General features: G+C 72.5%; 20 protein-coding genes. 16 read left to right on the top strand and 4 right to left on the bottom strand.

Features of this window, described 5'->3' with window-relative positions; translation table 11 throughout:
* Nucleotides 1-17: 17 nt before the first annotated feature.
* Nucleotides 18-1,166, bottom strand: coding sequence for an ROK family transcriptional regulator (locus ABZ459_RS42760; protein ID WP_357983679.1), 1,149 nt, complete (start codon nt 1,164-1,166; stop codon nt 18-20).
* Nucleotides 1,167-1,385: 219 nt separating this feature from the next.
* Here ABZ459_RS42760 and ABZ459_RS42755 point away from each other — a divergent pair, with 219 nt between their 5' ends.
* The 4 genes from ABZ459_RS42755 to ABZ459_RS42740 all read left to right on the top strand — a co-directional run bounded on the left by ABZ459_RS42755 (nt 1,386) and on the right by ABZ459_RS42740 (nt 7,133).
* Complete coding sequence (locus ABZ459_RS42755; RefSeq protein WP_357983676.1) at nt 1,386-3,197, top strand: peptide ABC transporter substrate-binding protein; 1,812 nt, start codon at nt 1,386-1,388, stop codon at nt 3,195-3,197.
* A 67-nt stretch (nt 3,198-3,264) separates the two neighbouring features.
* Nucleotides 3,265-4,227 (top strand): ABC transporter permease, encoded by a 963-nt coding sequence (locus ABZ459_RS42750; RefSeq protein ID WP_357983673.1) that lies wholly within the window; start codon nt 3,265-3,267, stop codon nt 4,225-4,227.
* Entirely contained in the window at nt 4,224-5,129 is a 906-nt protein-coding gene (locus ABZ459_RS42745) for an ABC transporter permease (protein WP_357983670.1), read from the top strand. Before ABZ459_RS42750 ends, ABZ459_RS42745 begins: the two co-directional genes overlap by 4 nt.
* Nucleotides 5,130-5,141: 12 nt before the next feature.
* Entirely contained in the window at nt 5,142-7,133 is a 1,992-nt protein-coding gene (locus tag ABZ459_RS42740) for an ABC transporter ATP-binding protein (protein ID WP_357983667.1), read from the top strand.
* A 26-nt stretch (nt 7,134-7,159) separates the two neighbouring features.
* Here ABZ459_RS42740 and ABZ459_RS42735 read toward each other — a convergent pair whose 3' ends face one another.
* Complete coding sequence (locus ABZ459_RS42735; RefSeq protein ID WP_357983664.1) at nt 7,160-8,116, bottom strand: LysR family transcriptional regulator; 957 nt, start codon at nt 8,114-8,116, stop codon at nt 7,160-7,162.
* 153 nt (nt 8,117-8,269) lie between these two features.
* On the opposite strand from ABZ459_RS42735, the gene ABZ459_RS42730 reads away from it, so the two are divergent.
* The 11 genes from ABZ459_RS42730 (at nt 8,270) to ABZ459_RS42680 (ending at nt 20,207) form a co-directional block, all read left to right on the top strand.
* Nucleotides 8,270-10,783, top strand: coding sequence for a collagenase (locus ABZ459_RS42730; RefSeq protein ID WP_357983661.1), 2,514 nt, complete (start codon nt 8,270-8,272; stop codon nt 10,781-10,783).
* A 77-nt stretch (nt 10,784-10,860) separates the two neighbouring features.
* Nucleotides 10,861-12,495, top strand: a complete 1,635-nt coding sequence (locus ABZ459_RS42725; RefSeq protein WP_357983658.1) for an ABC transporter substrate-binding protein — start codon at nt 10,861-10,863, stop codon at nt 12,493-12,495.
* A 34-nt stretch (nt 12,496-12,529) separates the two neighbouring features.
* Entirely contained in the window at nt 12,530-13,447 is a 918-nt protein-coding gene (locus ABZ459_RS42720; protein ID WP_357983655.1) for an ABC transporter permease, read from the top strand.
* Nucleotides 13,444-14,409: an ABC transporter permease gene (locus ABZ459_RS42715; RefSeq protein ID WP_357983652.1), complete on the top strand. Its 966-nt coding sequence runs from the start codon at nt 13,444-13,446 to the stop codon at nt 14,407-14,409. Before ABZ459_RS42720 ends, ABZ459_RS42715 begins: the two co-directional genes overlap by 4 nt.
* On the top strand, nt 14,406-15,374 hold the full coding sequence (locus ABZ459_RS42710; RefSeq protein WP_357983649.1) for an ABC transporter ATP-binding protein: 969 nt from the start codon (nt 14,406-14,408) through the stop codon (nt 15,372-15,374). Before ABZ459_RS42715 ends, ABZ459_RS42710 begins: the two co-directional genes overlap by 4 nt.
* The gene (locus ABZ459_RS42705; RefSeq protein WP_357983646.1) at nt 15,374-16,297 is read left to right on the top strand and encodes an ABC transporter ATP-binding protein; all 924 of its coding nucleotides are present in this window, start codon (nt 15,374-15,376) and stop codon (nt 16,295-16,297) included. Before ABZ459_RS42710 ends, ABZ459_RS42705 begins: the two co-directional genes overlap by 1 nt.
* A gap of 134 nt (nt 16,298-16,431) precedes the next feature.
* Nucleotides 16,432-16,959: an RNA polymerase sigma factor gene (locus ABZ459_RS42700; RefSeq protein ID WP_357983643.1), complete on the top strand. Its 528-nt coding sequence runs from the start codon at nt 16,432-16,434 to the stop codon at nt 16,957-16,959.
* Nucleotides 16,956-17,759, top strand: coding sequence for a zf-HC2 domain-containing protein (locus tag ABZ459_RS42695; protein WP_357983640.1), 804 nt, complete (start codon nt 16,956-16,958; stop codon nt 17,757-17,759). The genes ABZ459_RS42700 and ABZ459_RS42695 overlap by 4 nt, the downstream gene beginning before the upstream one ends.
* Nucleotides 17,756-18,595, top strand: coding sequence for an ATP-binding cassette domain-containing protein (locus tag ABZ459_RS42690; RefSeq protein WP_357983637.1), 840 nt, complete (start codon nt 17,756-17,758; stop codon nt 18,593-18,595). The genes ABZ459_RS42695 and ABZ459_RS42690 overlap by 4 nt, the downstream gene beginning before the upstream one ends.
* On the top strand, nt 18,592-19,425 hold the full coding sequence (locus ABZ459_RS42685; protein WP_357983634.1) for a hypothetical protein: 834 nt from the start codon (nt 18,592-18,594) through the stop codon (nt 19,423-19,425). The genes ABZ459_RS42690 and ABZ459_RS42685 overlap by 4 nt, the downstream gene beginning before the upstream one ends.
* Nucleotides 19,422-20,207: a hypothetical protein gene (locus ABZ459_RS42680; protein WP_357983631.1), complete on the top strand. Its 786-nt coding sequence runs from the start codon at nt 19,422-19,424 to the stop codon at nt 20,205-20,207. Before ABZ459_RS42685 ends, ABZ459_RS42680 begins: the two co-directional genes overlap by 4 nt.
* Here ABZ459_RS42680 and ABZ459_RS42675 read toward each other — a convergent pair.
* Complete coding sequence (locus ABZ459_RS42675; protein WP_357983628.1) at nt 20,180-21,088, bottom strand: cation transporter; 909 nt, start codon at nt 21,086-21,088, stop codon at nt 20,180-20,182. The genes ABZ459_RS42680 and ABZ459_RS42675 overlap by 28 nt on opposite strands.
* A 25-nt stretch (nt 21,089-21,113) precedes the next feature.
* Nucleotides 21,114-21,605: a hypothetical protein gene (locus ABZ459_RS42670; RefSeq protein ID WP_357983625.1), complete on the bottom strand. Its 492-nt coding sequence runs from the start codon at nt 21,603-21,605 to the stop codon at nt 21,114-21,116.
* A gap of 186 nt (nt 21,606-21,791) precedes the next feature.
* On the opposite strand from ABZ459_RS42670, the gene ABZ459_RS42665 reads away from it, so the two are divergent.
* On the top strand, nt 21,792-23,081 hold the full coding sequence (locus ABZ459_RS42665; protein WP_357983622.1) for an MFS transporter: 1,290 nt from the start codon (nt 21,792-21,794) through the stop codon (nt 23,079-23,081).
* Nucleotides 23,082-23,093 lie beyond the last annotated feature (12 nt).

Raw genomic sequence — 23,093 nt, 5'->3', positions numbered from 1 at the left:
GGCGGGGGACTCCTTGCCTAGGAGGGACGGACGTCGGCCGAGGCGCGCACGAGATGCCCGAGGCCGATCAGGGCGGCGTCCGGGCCGGCGGCGCTGGCCTCGATGGAAAGTGACTGGGTCATGGACGGCAGGCAGCGCTTGTAGAGCATGCTCCGGGCGGCGGCCACGTAGACGTCGAGGCTGGACAGCGCGCCGCCGATGACGACGGCGTCGGGGTTGAGGAAGTTGACCAGGCCGGACAGGGCGACCCCGAGCAGCTCGCCGGCGTGGCGTACCAGGGTCACGACGGACGGCTCGGCGTCGACGGTGGCGGCGACGACGTCGCGCGGCGTGCTGACCCGCAGGCCGCGGTCCTTGAGCTGGCGGACCAGGGCGGCGCCGCTGGCCACCGTCTCCAGGCAGCCGCGGCTGCCGCAGGAGCACTCGCGCTCGCCGCTGTCGGCCACCCGCACGTGGGTGACGTCGCCGCTGAGGCCGCGGCCGCCGCGGTAGATCTGGCCGCCGCTGACCAGGCAGCCGCCGATGCCGGTGCCGGCCTTGACGTAGATCATGTCGCCGGGGTCGCGGCCCCGGCTGACGTACTCGCCGATGGCGGCGGCCTTGGCGTCGTTGTCGACGACCGCGGGCACGCCGAAGCGCTCCCTCAGGTGGGTCTGGGCGTCGAAGCCGCTCCAGCCGGGCATCCGGGCCGGGCCGATCAGCCGGCCGTGCGGGTACTCGACCGGGCCGGGCAGCGCGACGCCGATGCCGAGCAACGCCTGGCCGGGGGCCTTGGCCGTGCTGAGCTGCTCGTACGCCCGCCAGATGGCGTCGAAGACCTGGCCGGGCCCTTCCGCTATGTCGGTGGCGATCTCCCGTACGGCCAGCAGCCGGCCGTCGGGCGCGCACAGCCCCACGCGCGCGTGCTGGGCGCCCAGCTCGGACACCGCGAAGGCGCCGGGGACGTCGCGCAGGCGCAGGATCCGCGGCCGCCGCCCGCCGGTGGAGCGGCCCACGCCCTCCTCCAGGATGGCGCCCTCCTCCAGCAACCGCCGGACCACGCTGGAGACCGTGGACGGAGCCACCTGGAGGGTCTCCACAAGATCGGCGCGCGACGTCGCCGCACCGCTGGCCAAGAGGCTGAGCGCCTGCTCACGCAGGTTGGCGGGACTCGATGGCTCCGGCATGCCGCTCCTCTTTCAGGCCGGTTCCCCGGCAGGCCCGTCGTCGCAACAGAGCCCCATCATGAGGCACCGGCGACTTCGACTCTAAACCGAAACAAGTCGGCGAACAAAGCGCATTAGTTCCGTTGACTTCATGCGGGACCATCTATACATTCTCCGCATTGAACGCACCAGGCCCCCGGTAAGCGCAGGGCGCCGTGCGACGTCAACCGAGGAGATCCCATGGGGAGCAGATTCCACCGGCGCGGGCTCCGCGGCACCGGCGCCCTGGCGGGCGTGCTGGCCCTCGGGCTGGCGCTGACCGCGTGCAGCGGGTCCGCCGGCGGCGCGCAGAAGGGCGCCCAGAGCGGGGGCCAGAGCAAGGACGGCGTGACCGTCGCCCTCAGGACCCCGAACTGGATCCTGCCTATTTCGGCACCCGGCTTCACCCAGGGCGAGAACGTCATCTTTGGCTCCGCCCAGTACCGTCACCTGTACGAGTACCTGCTGGACGGCTCGGCGAAGTACAACATCGACCCCGGGCGCTCGATGGCCGAACCGCCCGAGGTGAGCGACGGCGGCAAGACGCTGACGATCACGCTGAAGGACAACACGTGGTCCGACGGCAAGCCCGTCACCACCCGTGACATCCAGTTCTGGTGGAACCTCGTCACCGCGAACAAGGACAAGTGGGCGTCCTACCGGGAGGGCGGCTTCCCGGACAACATCGCCGAGTTCAAGGTGAAGGACGACAAGACCTTCTCCGTGACGACCACGAAGACGTACAACACCGGGTGGTTCGTCGGCAACCAGCTCAACCGCATCGTGCCGCTGCCCCAGCACGTCTGGGACAAGGACTCGGCCACCGGCAAGGTGGGCGACCTCGACAAGACCCCCGAGGGCGCCAAGAAGGTCTTCGACTTCCTCACCGCCGCGTCGAAGGACCCCAAGACGTACGCGACCAACGAGCTGTGGCAGGTCAACAGCGGCCCGTGGAAGCTGGAGAAGTACGTGCCGAACGGCGAGGTCGTCCTCACCGCCCGCGCGAACTACTCCGGCAGCGACAAGCCGAAGCTCAAGTCGGTCACGCTGCGCCCCTTCACCAGCGACGACGCCGAGTTCAACGTGCTGCGCGCCGGCCAGATCGACTACGGCTACGTGCCGCCGGCCAACCTGTCGCAGCAGAAGTACCTGGAGTCGAAGGGCTACCAGATCGCCCCCTGGTACGGCTGGTCCATCACCTACCTCCAGCTCAACTTCAACAACCCCGACTCGGGCCCCCTGTTCAAGCAGGTCTACCTGCGCCAGGCCCTGCAGTCGCTCATCGACCAGCCGACCATCAGCAAGGCCATCTGGTCCGGCATGGCGGCCCCGACCTGTGGCCCCGTCCCGGCCAAGCCCGGCACGAACGGCTCCAGCGAAGGCTGCGCCTACCCCTTCGACCCGGCCAAGGCCAAGCAGCTCCTGGAGAGCCACGGCTGGCAGGTGACCCCTGACGGCCAGACGACCTGCCAGAAGCCGGGCACCGGCGCCGACCAGTGCGGCGAGGGCATCAAGTCCGGCGCGGAGCTGGCCTTCACCGTCACCAGCCAGACCGGCTTCGCCGCGACGACCAAGATGTTCGCCGAGATCAAGTCGCAGATGGCCAAGCTGGGCATCCAGCTCACCATCAAGGAAGTGCCGGACTCGGTCGCGGTCACCCCGGCGTGCAAGCCGGCGGACTCCAACTGCTCGTGGGACATGTCGTTCTTCGGCTCGCAGGGCAGCTGGTACTACCCGGCCTTCCCCAGCGGCGAGCGGCTGTTCGCCACCGACGCCCCGGTCAACCTGGGCAGCTACAGCGACCCCGAGGCCGACAAGCTCATCGAGGCCACCCAGTTCGCCGACGACGAGGCGACGCTCAAGGCGTACAACGACCGGCTGGCCCAGGACCTGCCGGTGTTGTGGATGCCGAACCCCGTCTACCAGATCTCGGCGTACCGCGCCGGGCTCCAGGGCGTCACGCAGGACCCGATGAACAACATGTTCTTCCAGGACTGGTCCTGGAAGAGCTGAGACCGTCCCCGACTCCGGCGGCCCGTGCGGGGGTCGCCGGGGTCCCTGGAACAAGGAGGGGCCCCGCGTGGCCCGGTATCTGATCACCCGCTTGGGCCAGGCCCTGATCATCGTCGTGCTGGTCACGATGATCACGTTCGTCATCCTGCATCTGCTGCCGGGCGGCGCGGCGCGGGCCACCCTGGGCAAGGACGCGACGCTGGCCCAGCTGGCGGCGTTCGACCACGAGATGGGCTACGACCGCCCCTGGATCCAGCAGTACGTCATGTTCATCGGCCGCCTCCTGCGCGGCGACCTCGGCTACTCCTTCCAGCTCAACCAGTCGGTGGCCGAGGCCATCGGCCAGCGGCTGCCCAAGACCATGGTGTTGTCGTTGTTCTCGACGATGCTGGCCGTCGTCGTCGCCATCCCGCTCGGCGTCGTCCAGGCGATGCGGCGCAACCGGTGGCCCGACTACACGATCACCACCCTGTCGCTGCTGGCCTACGCCACGCCGATCTTCTTCATGGGTCTCATGATGATCATTCTCTTCTCGCAGGTCTGGCCGATCCTGCCGCCGGAGGCCTCGCAGGGGTTCACCCTGGGCGAGGTGCTGGCCGACCCGGCCGGGCTCGTGCTGCCCACCGTCACGCTCGCCATCGTGACCGTCGCCGTCTACTCGCGGTACGTGCGTTCCTCGATGGTCGACAACCTCAACGAGAACTACGTGCGCACCGCCCGCAGCAAGGGCCTGTCGGAGGCGCGCGTCGTCGCCCGGCACACGCTGCGCAACGGGCTGTTCCCGGTCATCACCCTGCTCGGGATGTACCTGCCCGCGCTGTTCAGCGGCGCCCTGGTCGTCGAGGCCCTGTTCAACTACCCCGGCATGGGCCAGCTCTTCTGGCAGGCGGCGCTGAAGCGGGACTTCCCGATCCTGTTCGGCGTCACCCTGATCATCGCGATCGCGACCGTGCTCGGCGCCCTGCTCGCCGACCTGCTGTACGCCGCCGTGGATCCGCGCGTACGGCTCAGGACGGCGGCCCGCTCATGACCGCGCCCGCCGAGGCGACCGGCACGCCGGTCCCCGCCGACGAGGCGCCCGTACGCGGCCAGTGGCGCCAGGCGCTGACCGTCTTCGCCGAGAACCGGCTCGCCCTGCTGGGCCTGGTCATCTTCATCGTGCTGGGCGGCCTGTGCTTCCTCGGCCCGCTGTTCTACCGGACCGACCAGGTGCACACCGACCTCGCCTCGGTCTACCTGGCCCCCGGCACCCCTGGCCATCCGCTGGGCACCGACGGCGTCGGCTACGACCAGCTCGGCCGCCTGCTGCTCGGCGGGCAGACGTCCATCGTGGTCGGGCTGGCCGCCGGCGTCCTGGCCACGGTCGTGGGCACGATCTGGGGCGCCATCGCCGGCTTCACCAGCGGCTGGGTGGACGCGGCCATGATGCGGGTGGTCGACGCGATGATGTCGATCCCCTCACTGTTCCTGTTCATGCTGATGGCGACCATCGTCACGCCGACCGTGCCGATGCTCATCCTGATCATCGGCGCCTTCGCCTGGCTGGGCCCGGCCCGGCTGGTCCGCGGCGAGGCGCTGACCCTGCGCTCGCGCGAGTACGTCCAGGCCATGCGGTCGATGGGCGGCACCGGCGGCCGGGCCGTACGGCGGCACATCATCCCCAACGCCATCGGCACCGTGATCGTCAACGCCACCTTCCAGGTCGCCGACGCCATCCTGTACGTGGCCTACCTGTCCTTCCTCGGCCTCGGCGTGCCGCCACCCGCGGCGAACTGGGGCGGGATGCTCTCCGACGGCCTCGCCAACACCTACAGCGGCTACTGGTGGCTGCTGTACCCGCCCGGGATCGCCATCATCCTCATCGTCCTCGCCTTCAACTTCATCGGCGACGGGCTGAGGGACGTCTTCGAGGTCCGCCTCCGGCGGCGCTAGGAGGAACGGAACATGAGCCCTTTGCTGCGCCTGCGCGACGTCAGCACCGACATCCCGCTGCGTCAGGGCGTCGTGCACGCCCTCGACCACGTCAACCTGGAGGTGCGGCAGGGCGAGACGCTCGGCATCGTCGGCGAGTCGGGCAGCGGCAAGACCATGACCGCCCTGTCGGTCATGGGCCTGCTGCCGTCCGGCGGCCGCGTCGTCGGCGGCGAGATCCTGTTCGAGGGCCGCGACCTGCTGTCCCTGCCGCCCGCCGAGATGCGCAGGATCCGCGGCGTCGAGATGGGCATGGTGTTCCAGGACCCGCTCACCTCGCTCAACCCCACCATGCGCATCGGCGCCCAGGTCGCCGAGCCGCTCCGGGTCCACCAGGGCGTCGGCAAGGCCGAGGCGCGCGAGCGGGCCGTGGAGATCCTGCGCCGGGTCGGCATGCCGCGTCCCGACAAGATCGCCGACGCCTACCCCCACCAGCTCTCCGGCGGCATGCGCCAGCGCGTGGTCATCGCCATGGCCCTGGTCTGCTCGCCCCGGCTGCTCATCGCCGACGAGCCGACCACCGCCCTCGACGTCACCACCCAGCGCCAGATCCTGGAACTCATCGACGACCTGCGCGAGGAGTTCCAGATGGCGGTCATCCTGGTCACCCACGACCTGGGCGTGATCGCCAGCCGCGCCGACCGGGTCGCCGTCATGTACGCCGGCCGCGTGGTGGAGGCCACGACCACCGCCGAGCTGTTCCGGCAGCCGCGCCACCGCTACACCGAGGCCCTCATGGAGTCGCTGCCCGGCGCGGCCGAGCACGACAACGGCGCGCTCTACAGCATCCCCGGCCTGCCGCCGGACCTGTCCCGGCCGATGACCGGCTGCCGGTTCGCGCCCCGCTGCCGCTTCGCGACCGAGGAGTGCCGGACCACCGACGTGACCCTGTCGGACGGCGAGCACCAGCACGCCTGCCTGCACCCGGTGCTCCAGCCGCGGGTGCGCGCCGAGGCCGCCGCGCCGCGGCCCGACCGGACCGGGCCGCAGGCCGAGGCCACGCCGATCCTGTCCGTGCGCGACCTGGTCAAGAACTACGACGGCACGGGCTCGATGGGCCGCAAGGCGCCGCAGGTCAGCGCGGTCGCGGGGGTCGGCTTCGACGTGCGCCCCGGCGAGACGTTCGGGCTCGTGGGCGAGTCGGGCTGCGGCAAGTCGACCGTGGGCCGGCTGATCGTCGGCCTGGAGGAGCCCACCTCCGGGCAGATCGTGGTGGACGGCGCCGACATCGCCACGCTCGACCGGCGCGCCCGCCGCGCCATGCACCGGCGGGTGCAGCTCATGTTCCAGGACAGCTACGCGGCGATGAACCCGCGCATGCGCATCGACTCCATCCTGGCCGAACCCCTGGAGATCCAGCAGGCCGGCGACCGGGCCGGCCGCCGCTCCCGCATCGGCACCCTGCTGGACCAGGTGGGCCTGCCGCGACGGGTGCTCGACCGCTACCCGCACGAGTTCTCCGGCGGCCAGCTCCAGCGCATCGGGCTGGCCAGGTCGCTGGCCCTGGAGCCGCGGCTGATCGTGTGCGACGAGCCGGTGAGCGCGCTCGACGTCTCCATCCAGGCCCAGGTGCTCAACCTCATGCGCGACCTCCAGCGTGAGCTGGGCCTGTCGTACGTGTTCATCAGCCACGACCTGTCCGTCGTGGACTACATGTCGGACCGGATCGGCGTCATGTACCTGGGCAAGCTGGTCGAGGTCGGGCCCGCCCGCGACGTCGTCAGGGCCGCCCGGCACCCGTACACGCAGGCGCTGATCGAGGCCGTGCCCTCCGCCGAGCCGGGCGTGGCGCCGCGCACGAGCGTCGCCATCAAGGGCGAGCTGCCCAGCGCGCAGAACCCGCCCTCGGGATGCCGGTTCAGGACGCGCTGCCCGCTCGCCCAGGAGATCTGCGAGACCGAGCCGCCGCTGGCGGGCGGCGAGCACCAGGTGGCTTGCCACTTCCCGCTGCGCACGGCGGATTGAGGCGCCAACCTCGCAGGTCGCGGCCGTCAGCGGAGGGGGTGGGCGCCCGGGTGCTCGTCCCACCACTGGCGGAAGGTGGGGTTGTCGTCGATGTGGTCCTCGAAGGCGGCGGCGAGCCCGCGGTAGATGGCCGCCGCCGCGTCCGCGCCGATCAGGTCCCTGCGCCAGGCCATGACCAGGTGCCCGACCTGCGGCTCGCCCACCAGTGGCCGTACGGCGGTGCCCTCGGGCACCGGCCAGGTCGGGTCCACCAGGCGCACGCCCAGCCCGGCGGCGACCAGCGGGCGGCCGGCGCCGCTCGGGGCGTCGTAGCGCACGTCCGGCTCGAAGCCGGCGGCCCGGCAGGAGGCGCGCAGGGCGGCGAGCGAGCCGTCGTCGGCGCCGGGCGGGCTGATCCAGCGCTCGTTCCTGAGGTCGGACAGGTGCACCTCGGGCTGCTCGGCCAGCGGGTGCCCGGCGGCCATGGCCACGAAGATGGGATACCTGGGCACCAGCGTGCGGGTGACGACCGGCGGCGTGAGGGTGACGTCGAACCCCTCGATCATGCCCATGAGCGCGGCGTCGAGCTGGCCGTGGGTGAGCGCGTCGGCGAGCTGCACGCTGGACGGCTCGATGCGCAGGGAGATCGACCGGCCGGGTAACGCCTCGCCGACCCGGTCCACCACGCTGGCCACGCACGCCAGGTGGCTGCACCCGAGCCGGAGCCCGGTGACGGCCGGGTTCGCGTCGTGCAGGTCACCGAAGAGCGAGTCGATCTCCGACAGGACGATCCGGGCGCGCGCGACGACCTGACGTCCGAGCTGGGTGGGTTCGACGCCGTTGCGGCTGCGGGTGAACAGCTCACCGCCCACCATCTCCTCGATCCTGCGGAGCTGGGTGGTGATCGCCGGTTGGGAGAGCCCGAGGCGGGCGGCCGCTTTGGTGACGCTGCCGGCCTCGGCGATCGTACAGACCATTCGGAGATGCCGGAGATCCAGGTCCATAGCTCAGGATTATGTGACATGTGATGGCTCTTGGCGACGGATTGGGAACGCCCATAGGCAACACTTATGCGGCGTCGTATGACCACGCCCTCCGGACGGACCGCACACTCGTACCCGACCTCGCATCCATGCGGATACCCCCCGGAGGTTCTTGTGCGCAAGGTCCTGCACGGCTGGCGGCTGATCGTCCCCCTGGCCGCATTAGCCCTACTCCCGCCGTTCGCCGCGACACCGGCCAGCGCCGCGGCCGAACCGCCCCCGGCCGCCCGCCTCGCGGTCCCGGCCGACGACGCCCCGCACGTCGGCAAGTCCCGGCTCGACACCCGTGACCGGGCCCCCCAGCCAGCGGCCAAGGACGCCCTGCGCCGCGACTACGACGAACCCGCCACCCGGCCGGAGCACGCCAGACCGTCGGCGCGCAAGAGCGTCGCCGCGGCCGCCGCCTGCAACGTCTCCGACTTCACCAGCCGCACCGGCAGCGCCCTGGTCCAGCAGATCAAGGCCAGCGCCACCGACTGCGTCAACACCCTGTTCAACCTGACCGGCACGGACGCCTACAACGCCTTCCGCGAGGCGCAGATGACGACCGTCGCCTACGCCCTGCGCGACAACTCGGCGAACTACCCGGGCGACAACACCACCGGCACCGCCCAGCTCGTCCTCTACCTGCGGGCCGGCTACTACGTCCACTGGTACAACTCCGGCGACGTCGGCTCGTACGGCCAGGCGCTCACCACCGCGATCCGGTCCGGCCTGGACGCCTTCTTCGGCAGCTCCCGGTCCTCGACCGTCAGCGACGCCAACGGCGAGGTGCTGGGCGAGGCCGTCACCCTCATCGACAGCGCCGAGCAGAACGACCGCTACCTGTACGTGGTCAAGCGCCTGCTCGACGGCTACAACAGCTCCTACGACGCGTCGTGGTGGATGCTCAACGCGGTCAACAACGTCTACACCGTGCTGTTCCGCGGCCACCAGGTGCCCGCGTTCGTCAGCGCCGTGCAGGCCGACCGCAGCGTCCTGGACTCCCTGAACTCCTTCGCCACGAACCACCTCAACATGCTCGGCACCGACCGCTCCTACCTCGTCTCCAACGCCGGGCGCGAGCTGGGCCGCTTCCTGCAGCACACGACGTTGCAGGCCACCGTCCGGCCGCTGGCCAAGAACCTGCTCGGCCGCAGCTCCATGACCGGCGCCACCGCGCCGCTGTGGGTGGGCGTGGCCGAGATGACCGACTCCTACGACCAGGCCAACTGCTCCTACTACGGCACCTGCGACCTGGCGGCCCGCCTGGCGGCCAGCGTGCTGCCGGTCACCCACACCTGCAGCGCCAGCATCAGGATCCGGGCCCAGGAGGTCACCTCGAGCCAGCTCGCCGCCACCTGCGCCAGCCTGGCCAACCAGGACGCCTTCTTCCACAACCTGGTCAAGGACAACGGCCCGGTCGCCGGCGACAACAACACCACGCTGGAGGTGGTGGTCTTCGACTCCAGCACCGACTACCAGACCTACGCCGGCGCGATGTTCGGCATCGACACCAACAACGGGGGCATGTACCTGGAGGGCAACCCCGCCGCCGCGGGCAACCAGCCCAGGTTCATCGCCTACGAGGCCGAGTGGCTGCGCCCCGACTTCCAGATCTGGAACCTCAACCACGAGTACACCCACTACCTCGACGGCCGGTTCGACATGTACGGCGACTTCAACGCCGGGGTGAGCACGCCGACCATCTGGTGGATCGAGGGCTTCGCCGAGTACGTCTCCTACTCCTACCGCAAGGTCGTCTACGACGCGGCGATCACCGAGGCGGGCAAGCGGACGTACGCGCTGAGCACGCTGTGGAACACCACCTACGACCATGACACCACCCGCATCTACCGGTGGGGGTACCTGGCCGTCCGCTACATGTTCGAGAAGCACCCGGCCGACGTCGCGACGCTGCTCGGCTCGTACCGGACCGGCGCGTGGAGCACCGCCAGGTCGTTCCTGACCAGCACGATCGGCAGCCGCTACGACTCCGACTGGAACACCTGGCTCGCCGCCTGCGCGGCCGGGGCGTGCTCCGGGGGCGGCACCGGCAACCAGGCGCCCACCGCCAACTTCACCTCCACGGCCAGCGGGCTGACGGCCGCCTTCACCGACACCTCCACCGACTCCGACGGCACCATCGCCGCCCGCCGCTGGGACTTCGGCGACGGCGCCACCTCCACCGCGGCCAACCCGTCGCACGCCTACGCGGCGCAGGGCACGTACACCGTCACGCTGACCGTCACCGACAACGGCGGCGCCACCGCGACGACGTCGAAGCAGGTCACGGTGTCGACCGGCGGCGGCTCGACGCCGGAGTGCACCGCCTCCGACACCCGCAAGCTCGACAAGAACTGCAAGCGCAGCAACCTGTCGGCCACCCAGGGCAACTACGCCTACCTCTACATCTACCTGCCCGCGGGCACGGCCAGGCTGACCATCACCGCCTCCGGCGGCACCGGGAACGCCGACCTCTACTACAACGCCGCCACCTGGGCCACCACCTCGGCCTACACCCAGCGCTCCACCGCGTCGGGCAACGCCGAGACCCTGGTGATCAACAACCCGCCCGCCGGTTACAACTACATCAGCCTCCACGCCGCGCAGACCTTCTCGGGCGCGAGCGTCAAGACCGAGTACTAGACCGCCCGGGCGCCGGGGCCGGCGAACCCTCTCCCGCCGGTCCCGGCCCGGGCCCTCTCACCTCACTGGAGTGATCCGTGACTCTCCGTAACGTGCTGACCGCGGGGCTCCTGCTCGGCGTGGCGGCCTGCGGCGGCGGCAAGGCCGCCGTGCCCGCGGCGGCCGGGGGCGGGACCCTGACGATCCTGTCCAACCAGGACTTCTCCCACCTGGACCCGGCCCGCAACTGGACGATGCCCCAGATGGACTTCGGCATCCGGCTGCTCTACCGCACCCTCACCACCTTCAAGGCGGGCAGCCACGAGATCGTCCCGGATCTGGCCACCGACCTGGGGACCGCCTCCGAAGGCGGCAAGGTGTGGACCTTCACCCTCAAGGACGGCGTGAAGTACGAGGACGGCACCCCCGTCACCGCGAAGGACATCAAGTACAACGTGGAGCGTTCCTTCGCCCCCGAGCTGCCCGGCGGCCCCAACTACGCCCAGCTCTACCTGGCCGGCGCCGACGGCTACAAGGGCCCGCTGAAGGGCCGGCACCTGGACTCGATCGAGACCCCCGACGACCGGACCATCGTCTTCCGCCTCAAGCGGCCGGTCGCCGAGTTCTCCTCCACGGTGACGCTGCCGACGTTCGCGCCGGTGCCGGCCGCGAAGGAGACCGGCGCGCAGTACGACAACCGGCCCTTCTCCTCCGGGCCGTACAAGATCGAGCGCTACGACCGGGGCAAGGAGATGGTCCTGGTGCGCAACCCGCACTGGTCGGCGGCCACCGACCCGGTGCGCAAGGCCGCGCCCGACCGCATCGTGGTCAAGCAGGGCCTGCGGCAGGGCGTGATCGACGACCGGCTCATCGAGAGCAGGGGCGAGGACGCCACCTCGATCGCCTACACCGACGTCAGCGCCGCCAGCCTGGCCAAGATCCTGCCTCGGCCGGACGTGAAGTCCCGGCTGGTCAACGCCATGTCGGGATGCACCGACATGATCGGCTTCAACACCTCCAAGCCGCCCTTCGACGACCTGAAGGCCCGGCAGGCGGTGCACTTCGCCCTGGACAAGCAGGCACTCCAGACCGCCGCCGGCGGTCCGGCCATGACCTCGATCGCCACCTCCTACCTGCCGCCGGCCCTGTCGGGCGGCACGCCGCAGGACGTGTTCCACCTTCCGCCGGCCGGGGACGTCGAGAAGGCCAAGGCCCTGCTGGGCGGCAGGACGCTGAACGTCCGGATGACGATCTCGACCGGTGACAAGGCGCTCGGCGAGGCCGTGCAGGCGTCGCTGAAGCGGGCGGGCGTCGAGGTCGTGCTCACGCCCGTCGATCCCTCGGTCTACTACGACACCGTCGGCGACACCGCCAAGACGCCCGACCTGTTCACCTACGGCTGGTGCCCCGACTACCCGTCCGGGGCGACGTTCCTGCCGCTGCTGTTCGACGGGCGCACGATCGTCGAGAAGGGCAACTCCGGCAACGTCTGGCAGTTCCGCGACGAGGCGGTGCAGAAGCGCATCGACGAGATCCAGGCCATGAGCGATCCGAAGGCCGCCGAAGCCGCCTGGGTCGACCTCGACCGGCAGGTCATGCAGTCCTCGCCGGCGGTGCCGTACGCGTGGGACCGCAAGCCGATCCTGGTCGGCAAGGACGTCTCCGGCGCGGTGGGCCATCCCGTCTGGTCCGGGCAGCTCGACTTCGCCGTCCTGGGGGTGCGGCAGAAGTGAGGAACGGCTACCCCGGATACCGGCGGAGCCGGACATGACGGCGACGGTCGTCACGGCGAGCCCGCCCGCCCGGCTGGTCAGGAAGCGTCTGCTGGGCGGCGGCGCCGCCCGGTTCGCGCTGGTCGTGGTGACGGTCCTGGTGCTGGTCGCGCTCGCCGCGCCGCTGCTCACCAAGGTGAACGGCTGGCCGCCGGACGCCTTCGACCCTTCCGCGATCGACCAGGAGCTGGCGGGCGTGCCCAAGGGGGCGCTGGGCGGCGTCAGCGGCGAGCACTGGCTCGGCGTCGAGCCCGTCAACGGCCGCGACGTGTTCAGCCGCATCGTGTACGGCGCCCGCGTCTCGCTGATGGTCTCCACCCTGGCGACACTGGTGTCGGTGCTGCTCGGCACCGTGTTCGGGCTGCTGGCCGGCTACCTCGGCGGCTGGGCGGACGCGGTGATCAGCCGGACCATGGACCTGCTCATGTCGTTCCCGAGCCTGATCTTCATGATCGCCCTCATCTCGGTCATGCCCGACGGCGACCGGATGGTCCTGCTCGTGTGTGTGATGGGCGGGTTCGGCTGGCCGTACATCGGGCGGATCGTGCGTGGGCAGGCGATCTCCGTCAAGCACCGCGAGTACGTGGACGCCGCCCGGGTCGGCGGCGCGCTGAACGGCGTCATCGTCTTCCGCGAGATCATGCCGAACATCACCGCGCCGATCCTCGTGTACGCGACGCTCGCGGTGCCCGCCAACATCGGCACCGAGGCGGCGCTGTCGTTCCTCGGCGTCGGGGTGCGCCCGCCGACCGCCTCCTGGGGGCAGATGATCCAGGAGGCGATGCTCTGGTACGAGGTCGACCCGATGTACCTGCTCGTCCCCGGCACCTGCCTGTTCCTGACCGTGCTCGCCTTCACCCTCCTCGGTGACGCCCTGCGCGACGCCATCGACCCCAAGGGGGCGGCACAGTGACGTCGTACCTGGCCAGAAGGGCCCTCGCGGTCGTCGGCGTGCTGCTGGTGATCTGCGCGGTGACCTTCGTGATCTTCTACGTGCTGCCGTCCGACCCGGCGGTCCAGGCGTGCGGCAAGACCTGCACGCCCGAGCGGGTCGCCGAGGTGCGCGCGCAGATGGGGCTGGACCGGCCGCTGTGGGAGCAGTTCGGCGGCTACGTCGCGGGCATCGTCGCCGGACGCCCCGGCTGCCACGTGCCCTGCCTCGGGTTCTCCTACCAGAACGCCCTGCCGGTCTGGGACCTGCTGATCGACCGGCTCGGGGCCAGCGCGTCCCTGGCGGTCGGCGCGGCCCTGCTGTGGCTGGCCGTGGGCGTCACGGTCGGGGTGGTGTCGGCGCTGCGCCGGGGGAGCGCCCTGGACCGGACGCTGATGATCGCCACGCTGACCAGCGCGTCCCTGCCGGTCTACTTCGTGGCGATGGTGCTGCTCCTGCTGGTGGTACGGGTGACCGGGCTGCTGCCGTACCCGGCGTACGTGCCGCTCACGGACGACCCCGCAGCCTGGGCCGGCAACCTGATCCTGCCCTGGGTCACGCTGGCCGCCCTCTACGCCGCCATGTACGCCCGGCTCACCCGGGCGCAGATGATCGAGACTATGGCCGAGCCGTACATCAGGACGGCCCGCGCCAAGGGCCTGCACGAGCGGACGGTCGTCGCCAAGCACGGCATGCGCGCGGCCATGACCCCGGTCGTCACCGTCTTCGGCATGGACCTGGGCGGCCTGCTGGCCGGCGCGATGATCACCGAGACCGTGTACGGCCTGCCCGGCGTCGGCCGGCTCGCCTACGACGGGATCGTCAAGTCCGACCAGCCGGTGATCCTCGGCACGACGCTGCTCGCGGCCTTCTTCATCGTGCTGGCCAACCTGCTCGTGGACCTGGTCTACGCGGTCATCGACCCCAGGGTGAGGTACTCGTGATCCTTTCCGTGCGCGACCTGTCCGTGAGCTTCGGCGACGTCCGGATCGTGGACGGCGTGTCGTTCGGCGTCGAGCGGGGGCGGACCCTGGGCGTCGTCGGCGAGTCGGGGTCCGGCAAGTCCGTGACCGCGCTGTCGCTGCTGGGGCTGCACCGCCGGGCGACCGTCGCGGGGTCGATCGAGCTCGACGGGGAGGAGCTCGTCGGAGCCCCGGCCGATCGCCTGCGCCGGCTGCGCGGCAGCGCGGTGTCGATGATCTTCCAGGATCCGCTGTCGTCGCTGCATCCCTTCTTCACCGTGGGGGAGCAGATCGCCGAGGCGTACCGGCTGCACCGCCGGGCCGGCCGGCGGGTGGCCCGCGAGCGGGCGGTGGAGATGCTGGCCGAGGTGGGCATCCCCGAGCCGCGGCGGCGCGCCGGGGAGCATCCGCACCGTTTCTCGGGCGGCATGCGGCAGCGGGTGATGATCGCGATGGCACTGGCCTGCGAGCCGGGCGTGCTGATCGCCGACGAGCCGACGACGGCGCTCGACGTGACCGTCCAGGCGCAGATCCTGGACCTGATCGCGCGCATCCAGCGCGAGCGGGGGCTCGCGGTCGTCCTGATCACCCATGACCTGGGCGTGGTGGCGCGCATGGCCGACGACGTCCTGGTCATGTACGGCGGCCGGACCGTGGAGCACGCCCCCGCCAGGGAGATCTTCAAACGGCCGCTGCACCCGTACACGCGGGCCCTGCTGGACTCGGTGCCGGGCGCGGCGCCGCCGGACGTGCCGGCGGGTGCGGTTGCGGGCCGGGCGCGGCTGCGGGCGATCGCGGGGGCGCCGCCCTCGCTGCTCGCGCCGCCGCCGGGCTGCCGGTTCCACCCGCGCTGCCCGGCCGCCGTGGACGTCTGCGCGACCACGCGCCCGCCGCTCGCCGGCGACCCCCACCGGGTCGCGTGCCACCTGGAAGGAGCCGACCACTGATGCTCTCCGTGCGCGACCTGCGGATGACCTTCTCCGGACGCCGCGGGCAACGGGTCCGGGCGGTGGACGGCGTGAGCTTCGACGTGCCGGAAGGCCAGGCGCTCGGCCTGGTCGGCGAGTCGGGCTGCGGCAAGTCCACCACCGGGCGCATGATCGTGCGGCTGCTGGAGCCCACCGGCGGGACCGTCACCTTCGACGGCCACGACATCACCCACCTGGGCCCCCGGGCCCTGCTGCCGATGCGCGGCCGGCTCCAGATGATCTTCCAGGACCCGTTCGCGTCGCTCAACCCGCGCCACACCGTCCGGCAGATCGTCGCCGGGCCGCGCCGGACGGTCGATCGGGACGGCGTCGTCGAGCTGCTCCGGCTCGTCGGCCTGGACGCCGAGCACGCCGACCGCTACCCGCACGAGTTCTCCGGCGGCCAGGCGCAGCGGATCGGCATCGCCCGCGCGCTCGCCTCCCGGCCCCGTCTGGTCGTCTGCGACGAGCCGGTCTCGGCGCTGGACGTGTCCATCCAGGCCCAGATCGTCAACCTGCTCGCCGACCTGCGGGCCGACCTCGGGCTCGGCTACCTGTTCATCGCGCACGACCTGTCGGTGGTGCGGCACATGTGCGAGACGGTCGCCGTCATGTACCTGGGCCGGATCGTGGAGACCGGCTCGTCGGAGACCGTCTACTCCGATCCCGCCCATCCCTACACGCGCACGCTCCTGTCGGCCGTGCCGGTGCCCGATCCGGAGGTGGAGGCCACGCGGGAGCGCATCGTCCTGCACGGCGACCCGCCCAGCCCGCTCGCGCCGCCGCCCGGCTGCACCTTCCATCCCCGCTGCCCGAAGGCGCAGCCGTTGTGCCGGACCGAGGCGCCCGTGCTCACGACGGTGCGGGGACGGCAGGTGAGCTGCCACTTCCCCGAGGAGTGAGCAGGCCCGCGTAGGGGCCCTGTGCAGGCGGCGACGGCCGGAGCGGTCGTCGCCGCCAGTACTTTTCCTCTCATCGTGAACCGCCGGAGTGGAGGGATGCGACAGAGAGGCATGACACCGATGAACGGGCTGCCGTGAGCGAGCACGAGACGTGGCAGGACGCCCGGCTGCTGGAGGCCGTGGCCGACGGCGACCGGCGTGCGCTGGAAGTCCTCTATGCCCGGCACGCGCCCTGGCTGCTCCTCCGGCTCACCCGTCGCTGCGCCGACCCGGCCGTGGTGGACGAGGCGGTCCAGGACACCTTCGTCGCGGTCTGGCGTACCGCGCGCAAGTGGAACGGGCGGGGCGAGGTCGCGGCCTGGATCTGGGGGATCGGCGTGCGCCGCCTGCTCGACCAGCTGCGCCGCCGCCCCGCGGCGGCGCTGCCCGCCCACGAGCAGGTCATGGTCTCCGCCGAGGAGCAGGTGCTGCTCGGCATCGAGTACGGCGAGCTCGGCCGGGCGCTCAACCAGCTCTCCCCGGAGCTGCGCGCCGTGGTCCAGGCGACCGTGCTGGACGGCCTGACCACCCGCGAGGCCGGACGCCTGCTCGGCATCCCGACCGGCACGGTCAAGACCCGGATGATGCGCGCCCGCGCGCTGCTGAGGGAGGAGCTGGCGTGAGCGCCTGGCACATGGACGACGGCATGGCCGCGGCGTACGCGGCGGGCGAGCTGCCCGCGACGCCCGCCGCCTCCGTCGAGGCACACCTGCTGGCCTGCGAGCAGTGCCGGCTCCTGCTGGCCGCGCGGGTGCCGCGGGCCCGCCTGGACCGGGTCTGGGACGACATCGCCGACGCCGTGGACGCGCCCGCGCCCCGCCCGGTCGAACGGCTGCTGCGGGCCGCCGGGGTGCGCGAGCACACCGCCCGCCTGCTGGGCGCCACGACCTCGCTGCGGCTGCCGTGGCTGGCCGCGAGCGCCGTGGCGCTGTTCTTCGCCGCGTTGGCCTCGGGGGAGACGACCCGGTGGGGGCTGCTGACGTTCCTCACGCTGGCGCCGGTCGTGCCGGTGGCCGGGGTCGCCGTGGCCTTCGGGCGGGACGGCGATCCGGCGTACGAGATCGGGCTGGCCGCGCCGTACTCGACGTTCCGGCTGATGCTGATGCGGGCCGCCGCCGTGGTGGCGTCGTCGTCGGCGCTGGCGCTGGCGGCCGGGCTGACCCTGCCGGGCGGCGGCTGGGCGACGGCCGCGTGGCTGCTGCCCTCGCTCGCCCTGACCTCGCTGACCCTGGCGCTGTCCAGCCGGTACGACCCGCGCCGCTGCGCCGTCGCGGTGACCGTGCCCTGGGTGGCCGCGGTCGTCGCCACGAACGTGCGCGAGCCGGACCTGGCCATGTTCGGGGCCGCCGGGCAAGCCGGCTACCTGGCCGTCATCGTGGTGTCCGTCGTCCTGCTCGCCGTCCGTCGCGGGGAGTTCTCATGATCGAGGCAGTCGGCCTGGTGAAGACCTACGGCCGGAACCGGGCCCTGGACGGGCTCACCCTGAGCGCGGGCAAGGGCGTCACCGGCCTGCTCGGCCCGAACGGCGCGGGCAAGAGCACCCTCGTCCGGGTCCTCGCGACCGTCCTCGCGCCGGACGGGGGCGAGCTGCGGCTGCTCGGCCGCGACCCGGGCGCGGGCCGGCTGGAGATCCGGCGGCGGCTCGGTTACCTGCCGCAGGACCTGGGCTTCCAGCGCGGCCTCACCGCCTTCGAGTTCGTCGACTACGTGGCGGTCCTGAAGGAGATGACACACCGCAGGTCCAGGCACGACGAGGTGCGCCGGGTGATCGAGGAGGTCGGGCTCACGTCCGTGAGCGGCAGGCGCGTGCGTACGCTGTCGGGCGGCATGCGGCGGCGCCTCGGCATCGCCCAGGCGCTGCTCGGCGAGCCCGAGCTGATCCTCCTGGACGAGCCCGCCGCCGGTCTCGACCCGGAGCAGCGGCTGCTGTTCGGCGAGCTGGTCGCGCGCCTCGGCCAGGACCGCGCGGTCGTGCTGTCCACCCACCAGACGGAGGACGTCGCCGCCCTCTGCGACCGGGTGGTCGTGCTCAAGGGCGGCCGGTGCGCGTTCACCGGCACCCCGGCGGAGCTCCGGGCGCTGGCCGAGGGGCAGGTCTGGGTGTCGGCGGAGAAGGCGGCCGGCCGCTCCCGGCGGACCGGTGACGGCCGGTACCGCGGCCTCGGCCCCGCCCCCGGGGACGCCCGCCCCGCCGACCCCACCCTGGAGGACGGCTACCTGCTGCTCCTCACCGGCGCGACCACGGAGACGACGGCATGACGCGCCACATGAGCCCCATCGCGCCGGGCACCTCCGACGAGCTGGAGAACGGCGGCGGACCCGCGCACCTGCTGCCCGCGCTCGCGCTGGCCGAGACCCGGCGGCTGATGCTGCACCCGCTCGCGATCACGGGCCTGGTCCTGTACCTGATCGGCCTGGCCACCACGGAATGGGCGCCCAGGCCCGCCTACAGCGCGCTCACCAGCCAACTCGTCCTCCCGCTGGGCGTGCCGCTGTTCTTCGCCGCGACGCTCACGGCCTCGGCCACCAGACGCGCGGGCACCGACGAGCTGCTGGCCGCGACCCCCGCCGGACGCGACCTGCGCACCGCGGCCTCCTGCCTGGCCGCGCTGGGGCCGTTCCTGCTGGCCTGCGCGATGCAGGCCGTCCTGGCGACGGTCTACGCCGTCGCCGACGTCGAGCTGGAGCGGTTCCCGAGCGTCCACGAGATCGGCGCCGGGCCGTTGTGCGTGCTCGGGGCCGGCACGCTGGGGGTCGCGGTGGCCCGGTGGCTGCCGTGGCCGGGGGCGTCCGTCCTGGTGATGCTCGTGCTGATCGCCGTCAACGGGGTCGTGGAGCCGCTGCACTCGACGCTGACCATGCTGGGCTTCTACGTCGAGTTCGCGCGGTGGGGGCCGCCGCCGTACCTGGACGGCGTGGGCTTCGTGGCCGGCTCGCCCGACTGGCACGCCCTCTACCTGCTGGCGCTGAGCCTGGGGGCCGGGGCGCTTGCCATGACCCGCGACTCGGCTCGGCGCGGGCTCTGGCTCGGCATCGGCGCTGCCCTGGTCACGATCGCGGCCGTGGCCGCCACCCGGCAACTGCCGTGACCCCGCCCACCTCGCGGCACCCGCTCGTGCGGGTGCCGGGTGTGCGTGGCCGGGCACGTGCGCTGCTCGTGCTGGTGCCGGGTGTGCGTGGCCGGGCGCGTGCGCTGCTGGTCCGGGTGCCCGGTGTGCGTGGCAGGGCGGGGGCGTCGCTCGTCCGGCGGCTGCGGCGGGCCGTCGCCGCCACCGGGCCGCAGGCCGCGCTGGCCGCCGTGGTCGAGCTGGTACGGGACGGGCTGCCGGCCGCCGGGGTCGCCGTGGAGCTGGCCGGCGTCCGGATCGTGTCGGGCGAGCCCTGGCCGGTGGCCCACGACGTGCCGCTCGTGTGGCACGGACGGGCGGTGGGCCGCCTGCTGATCACCCCGTCCGCCGACCCGCGGGCGGTCGCCGCGATCACCCCGTACGTCGCCGGCGCCGCCCACACCATGGCCGTCACCGCGGACCTGCGCCGGGCCAGGGAACGCGTGCTCGCCATCCGCGAGGAGGAACGCCGCCGCCTCCACCACGACCTGCGCGAGGGGCTCGGCCGGGCACTGCGCGACCTGGCCGGGACGGTCGACGCCGCCGCCACCGGCCACCGCACCGACCCGGCCGCGGCCGACCGGCTCCTGCACGACCTGAGCGCCGCCATGAACACGATCAGCCAGGAGATCAGAGCCCTGCTCCAGGACCCGCGCCCGCAACCGGCCTCGTCCCCGCTCCCGGGCCCGCGCCCGCGTCCTCGCGTGCCGTCGCCGCGGCTCGACCGGGCGCGGGCTCATTCGGGGGCGACCGGCGTGACGTAGACCTCGCGGATCTCCGGACGCCGCCGCAGGCGTTCCTCGACCGCGGCCATGGCCCGCTCGGCCCGGGGCAGGTCGGTGGCCGAGGCGAGGGTCACCCGGGCGGCCACCATGACCTGGTGGGGCCCGACGATCACCGCGATCACCCCGCGCACCCCCGTGACATCCGGCACCTCGACGATCGCGCGGCGGATGCGGGCCAGGTCGGCGGCGTCCACGCTGGGCGCGGCGATGAGGTTCTGGTTGAGCCGCAGCAGCAGGCCCGAGACCGCGACCAGCAGGATCCCGATCAGCACGCTGCCCAGCGAGTCGAAGACCTCGTTCCCGGTCGCCTGGTGCAGCGCGAGGCCGGCCACCGCGATCGGGCCGCTGACCACGGCCGCCGCGTTGGCCAGGGTCACGGTCTTGGCCGCCGGGTCGCTGCCGGCCAGCAGCTCCGCCCACAACGACCGGCCGGTCACCGTGGCCCGCGCGCCGAGCGCCCGTACCGAGACGGCCAGGGCCCACCCGTCTCTGACCGTGATCAGCACGATCACCAGGTAGCCCAGCGCGTACGAACCGCCCGAGGCCGACGGCTCGCCCAGGCCCTCCACGATCGAGGCGACGCCCCCGCCCACGAACAGCCCCACGGCGGCGAACAGCGACCAGAAGAAGATCTCCTGCCCGTAGCCGAGCGGGTGGCGCTCGTCGGCCGGACGGGCCACCCGCGCCAGCCCGATGAGCAGGAACACCTCCACCCCGAAGTCGGCCACGCTGAACATGGCCTCGGCGTACAGGATGGCCGAGCCGGTGACCGCCGCCAGGACCCCGAGGACGACGGCCTGCGCCCCCACGACCACCATCGTGACGATCACGCTGGTCCGGCTGCTGGGCCGCGCGCTCATGCCCGCACGACCTCCCGGCCGGCGGTCATCGCTTCGGTGTCACCCGTACGACGGCGCGGCCGCGGTCGAAGGAGAGGAAACGCAGGACGACGTCGTTCAGGGTGAGCGTGGTGACGCCCCGGATGTAGCCCGAGCAGCCGCCGCCCTCGTCGAACTTGCAGGTGGACGCGCCGCCCTGCTCGCCCTGGGAGCTCATGTCCCCGCCCCCGGTGAAGTCCGCCTCCCACGTGACCTTGTCGCCCTGGACGCTCCCGACGGCGAACCGGGAGACCCCGTGACGCTGCCCGAACCGCAGGACGTCGCCCGCCCTGAGGGTGACCTCGCACCGGGCGTCCGCACACCCGCCGACCTCCCGCCCGCCCTCGCCCGCGGCGGCATCGGGAGGCGACTCACCCGACGCGGACCCGGACGACGCGGATTCGGACGGCGCGGACGGCGACGTGCGCCCGGCCGTCCCGACGGGACCGGCGCATCCGGTCAGAGAGCAAGCCAGCAGAAGTACAAGCCACTTGACCATGGCAAACACCCTAGGCTCCGGGACCGACCCGGCCCCGGAGCCTCGCCCGGCGCGCCGCCGCACGTGCTCGGCGAGTGACGCGCGAGGCCCACTCGACGCACAGCCGCCGGACCGGCCGGAGGCGCAGCCGTGCAGGGCGGTCGCGCATGGAACGGGTCCGGAACGGGATGGAACGCCCTGATTTACGTGAGTCATTCGTCGAAGTCCTCGATACCCGCCGGCCACACCGGCCACGTCACCGGACCGCGCCGCTCTCCGGTGTCGTCGTTGGCGTTGCTCATCGCCGGTCAGGGGTTCTCCGGTTTCGGCGACCAGTTCTTCGTCGTCGCCCTGCCGGGGATCGTGCTGCTGCGGCACGGCACCGCGACCCTCGGCACGGTGCTGACGGTCTACGGGGTCTTCCGGCTGGTCGGGCTCGTGCTCGGCGGCCCGCTCGCGGACCGCTGGACGCCCAGGCCGGTCATGCTGGCGGCCGACGTCGTGCGGGCCCCGGCCGCCGGGCTGCTGTGCGCCCTGGCCTGGGACGGCGCGGACCGGCTCTGGGCGCTGGCGGCGGGCGCGGCGGTGCTCGGCCTGGCCGGGGGCGCCTTCCTGCCGGCGAACTTCGCCGTCATCCCCGACATTGTCGAGGAGTCGCGGGTCCAGCGCGCCAACAGCCGCAACTACGCGACCGCGCAGGCCGTCGCGCTGACCGGGCCGGTGGTCGCAGGCGTGTTCGTCGCCCGTCTGGGCCCGGGACCGGCGCTCGCCGTGGATGCGGCCTCCTTCGCGGTGTCGGTGGCGACCCTGTGGTTCGTCCGGCCGCGCCCCGGCCGGGTGCGTCCGGAGCGGGGCAGCGGCGGGCCCGGCATGTGGGCCGTCGTGCGCGGGTTCCCGCTGTTCAGGGTCATCCTGACGCTGGCCGCCGTCGGCAATCTCGGGTTCGCCGGGATCCTGGAGGTCGGGCTGCCGGCGCTGCTGCACGAGAGCGCGCCGGCCACGTTCTCCACCGCGTACGGGATCGTGCTGGCGGCCTTCGGGCTCGGCGCGCTCGCGGGCAGCGTCGCGGCGGGCCTGCTGCGCGCCCCGCGCAACCCGGTACGGGCGGCGGTCCTGCTGATGCTCCCGCAGGCCGCGCTGCTCGGCGCGGTCGGCCTGATCGAGGGCCAGTCATGGCCCGCGGCGCTCTTTCTCGGCGCGGGCGCGGCGAACGCGGCGGGCAACGTGCTGCTGATCACCGTCGTGCACACCACGCTGCCCGCGGCGGTGCGCGGGCGCGTGTCCGGGGCGCTGCTGGTGGCCTCGTTCGGGCTCTTCCCCGTGGGCGCGCTGCTCGCGGGACTCCTGGCTTCCGCGGCCGGTCCGAGGGCGGTGTTCCTTCTCGGGGCCGCCCTCGTGGCCGCGGCAGGTATGGCCGGTCTCGTCTCCGGGCCGGTCCGGGCATTCGCGAGAGGGGGTGAATCGCATGACGTACGAGATGAACGACCTGGGCACTGAGGCGCCGGTCGA

The sequence above is a fragment of the Nonomuraea sp. NPDC005692 genome (genome assembly GCF_040631115.1).
GTDB lineage: Bacteria > Actinomycetota > Actinomycetes > Streptosporangiales > Streptosporangiaceae > Nonomuraea.
Note: the sequence above shows the minus strand (reverse complement) of the source record. Positions and strands in the feature narration are given on the sequence as shown.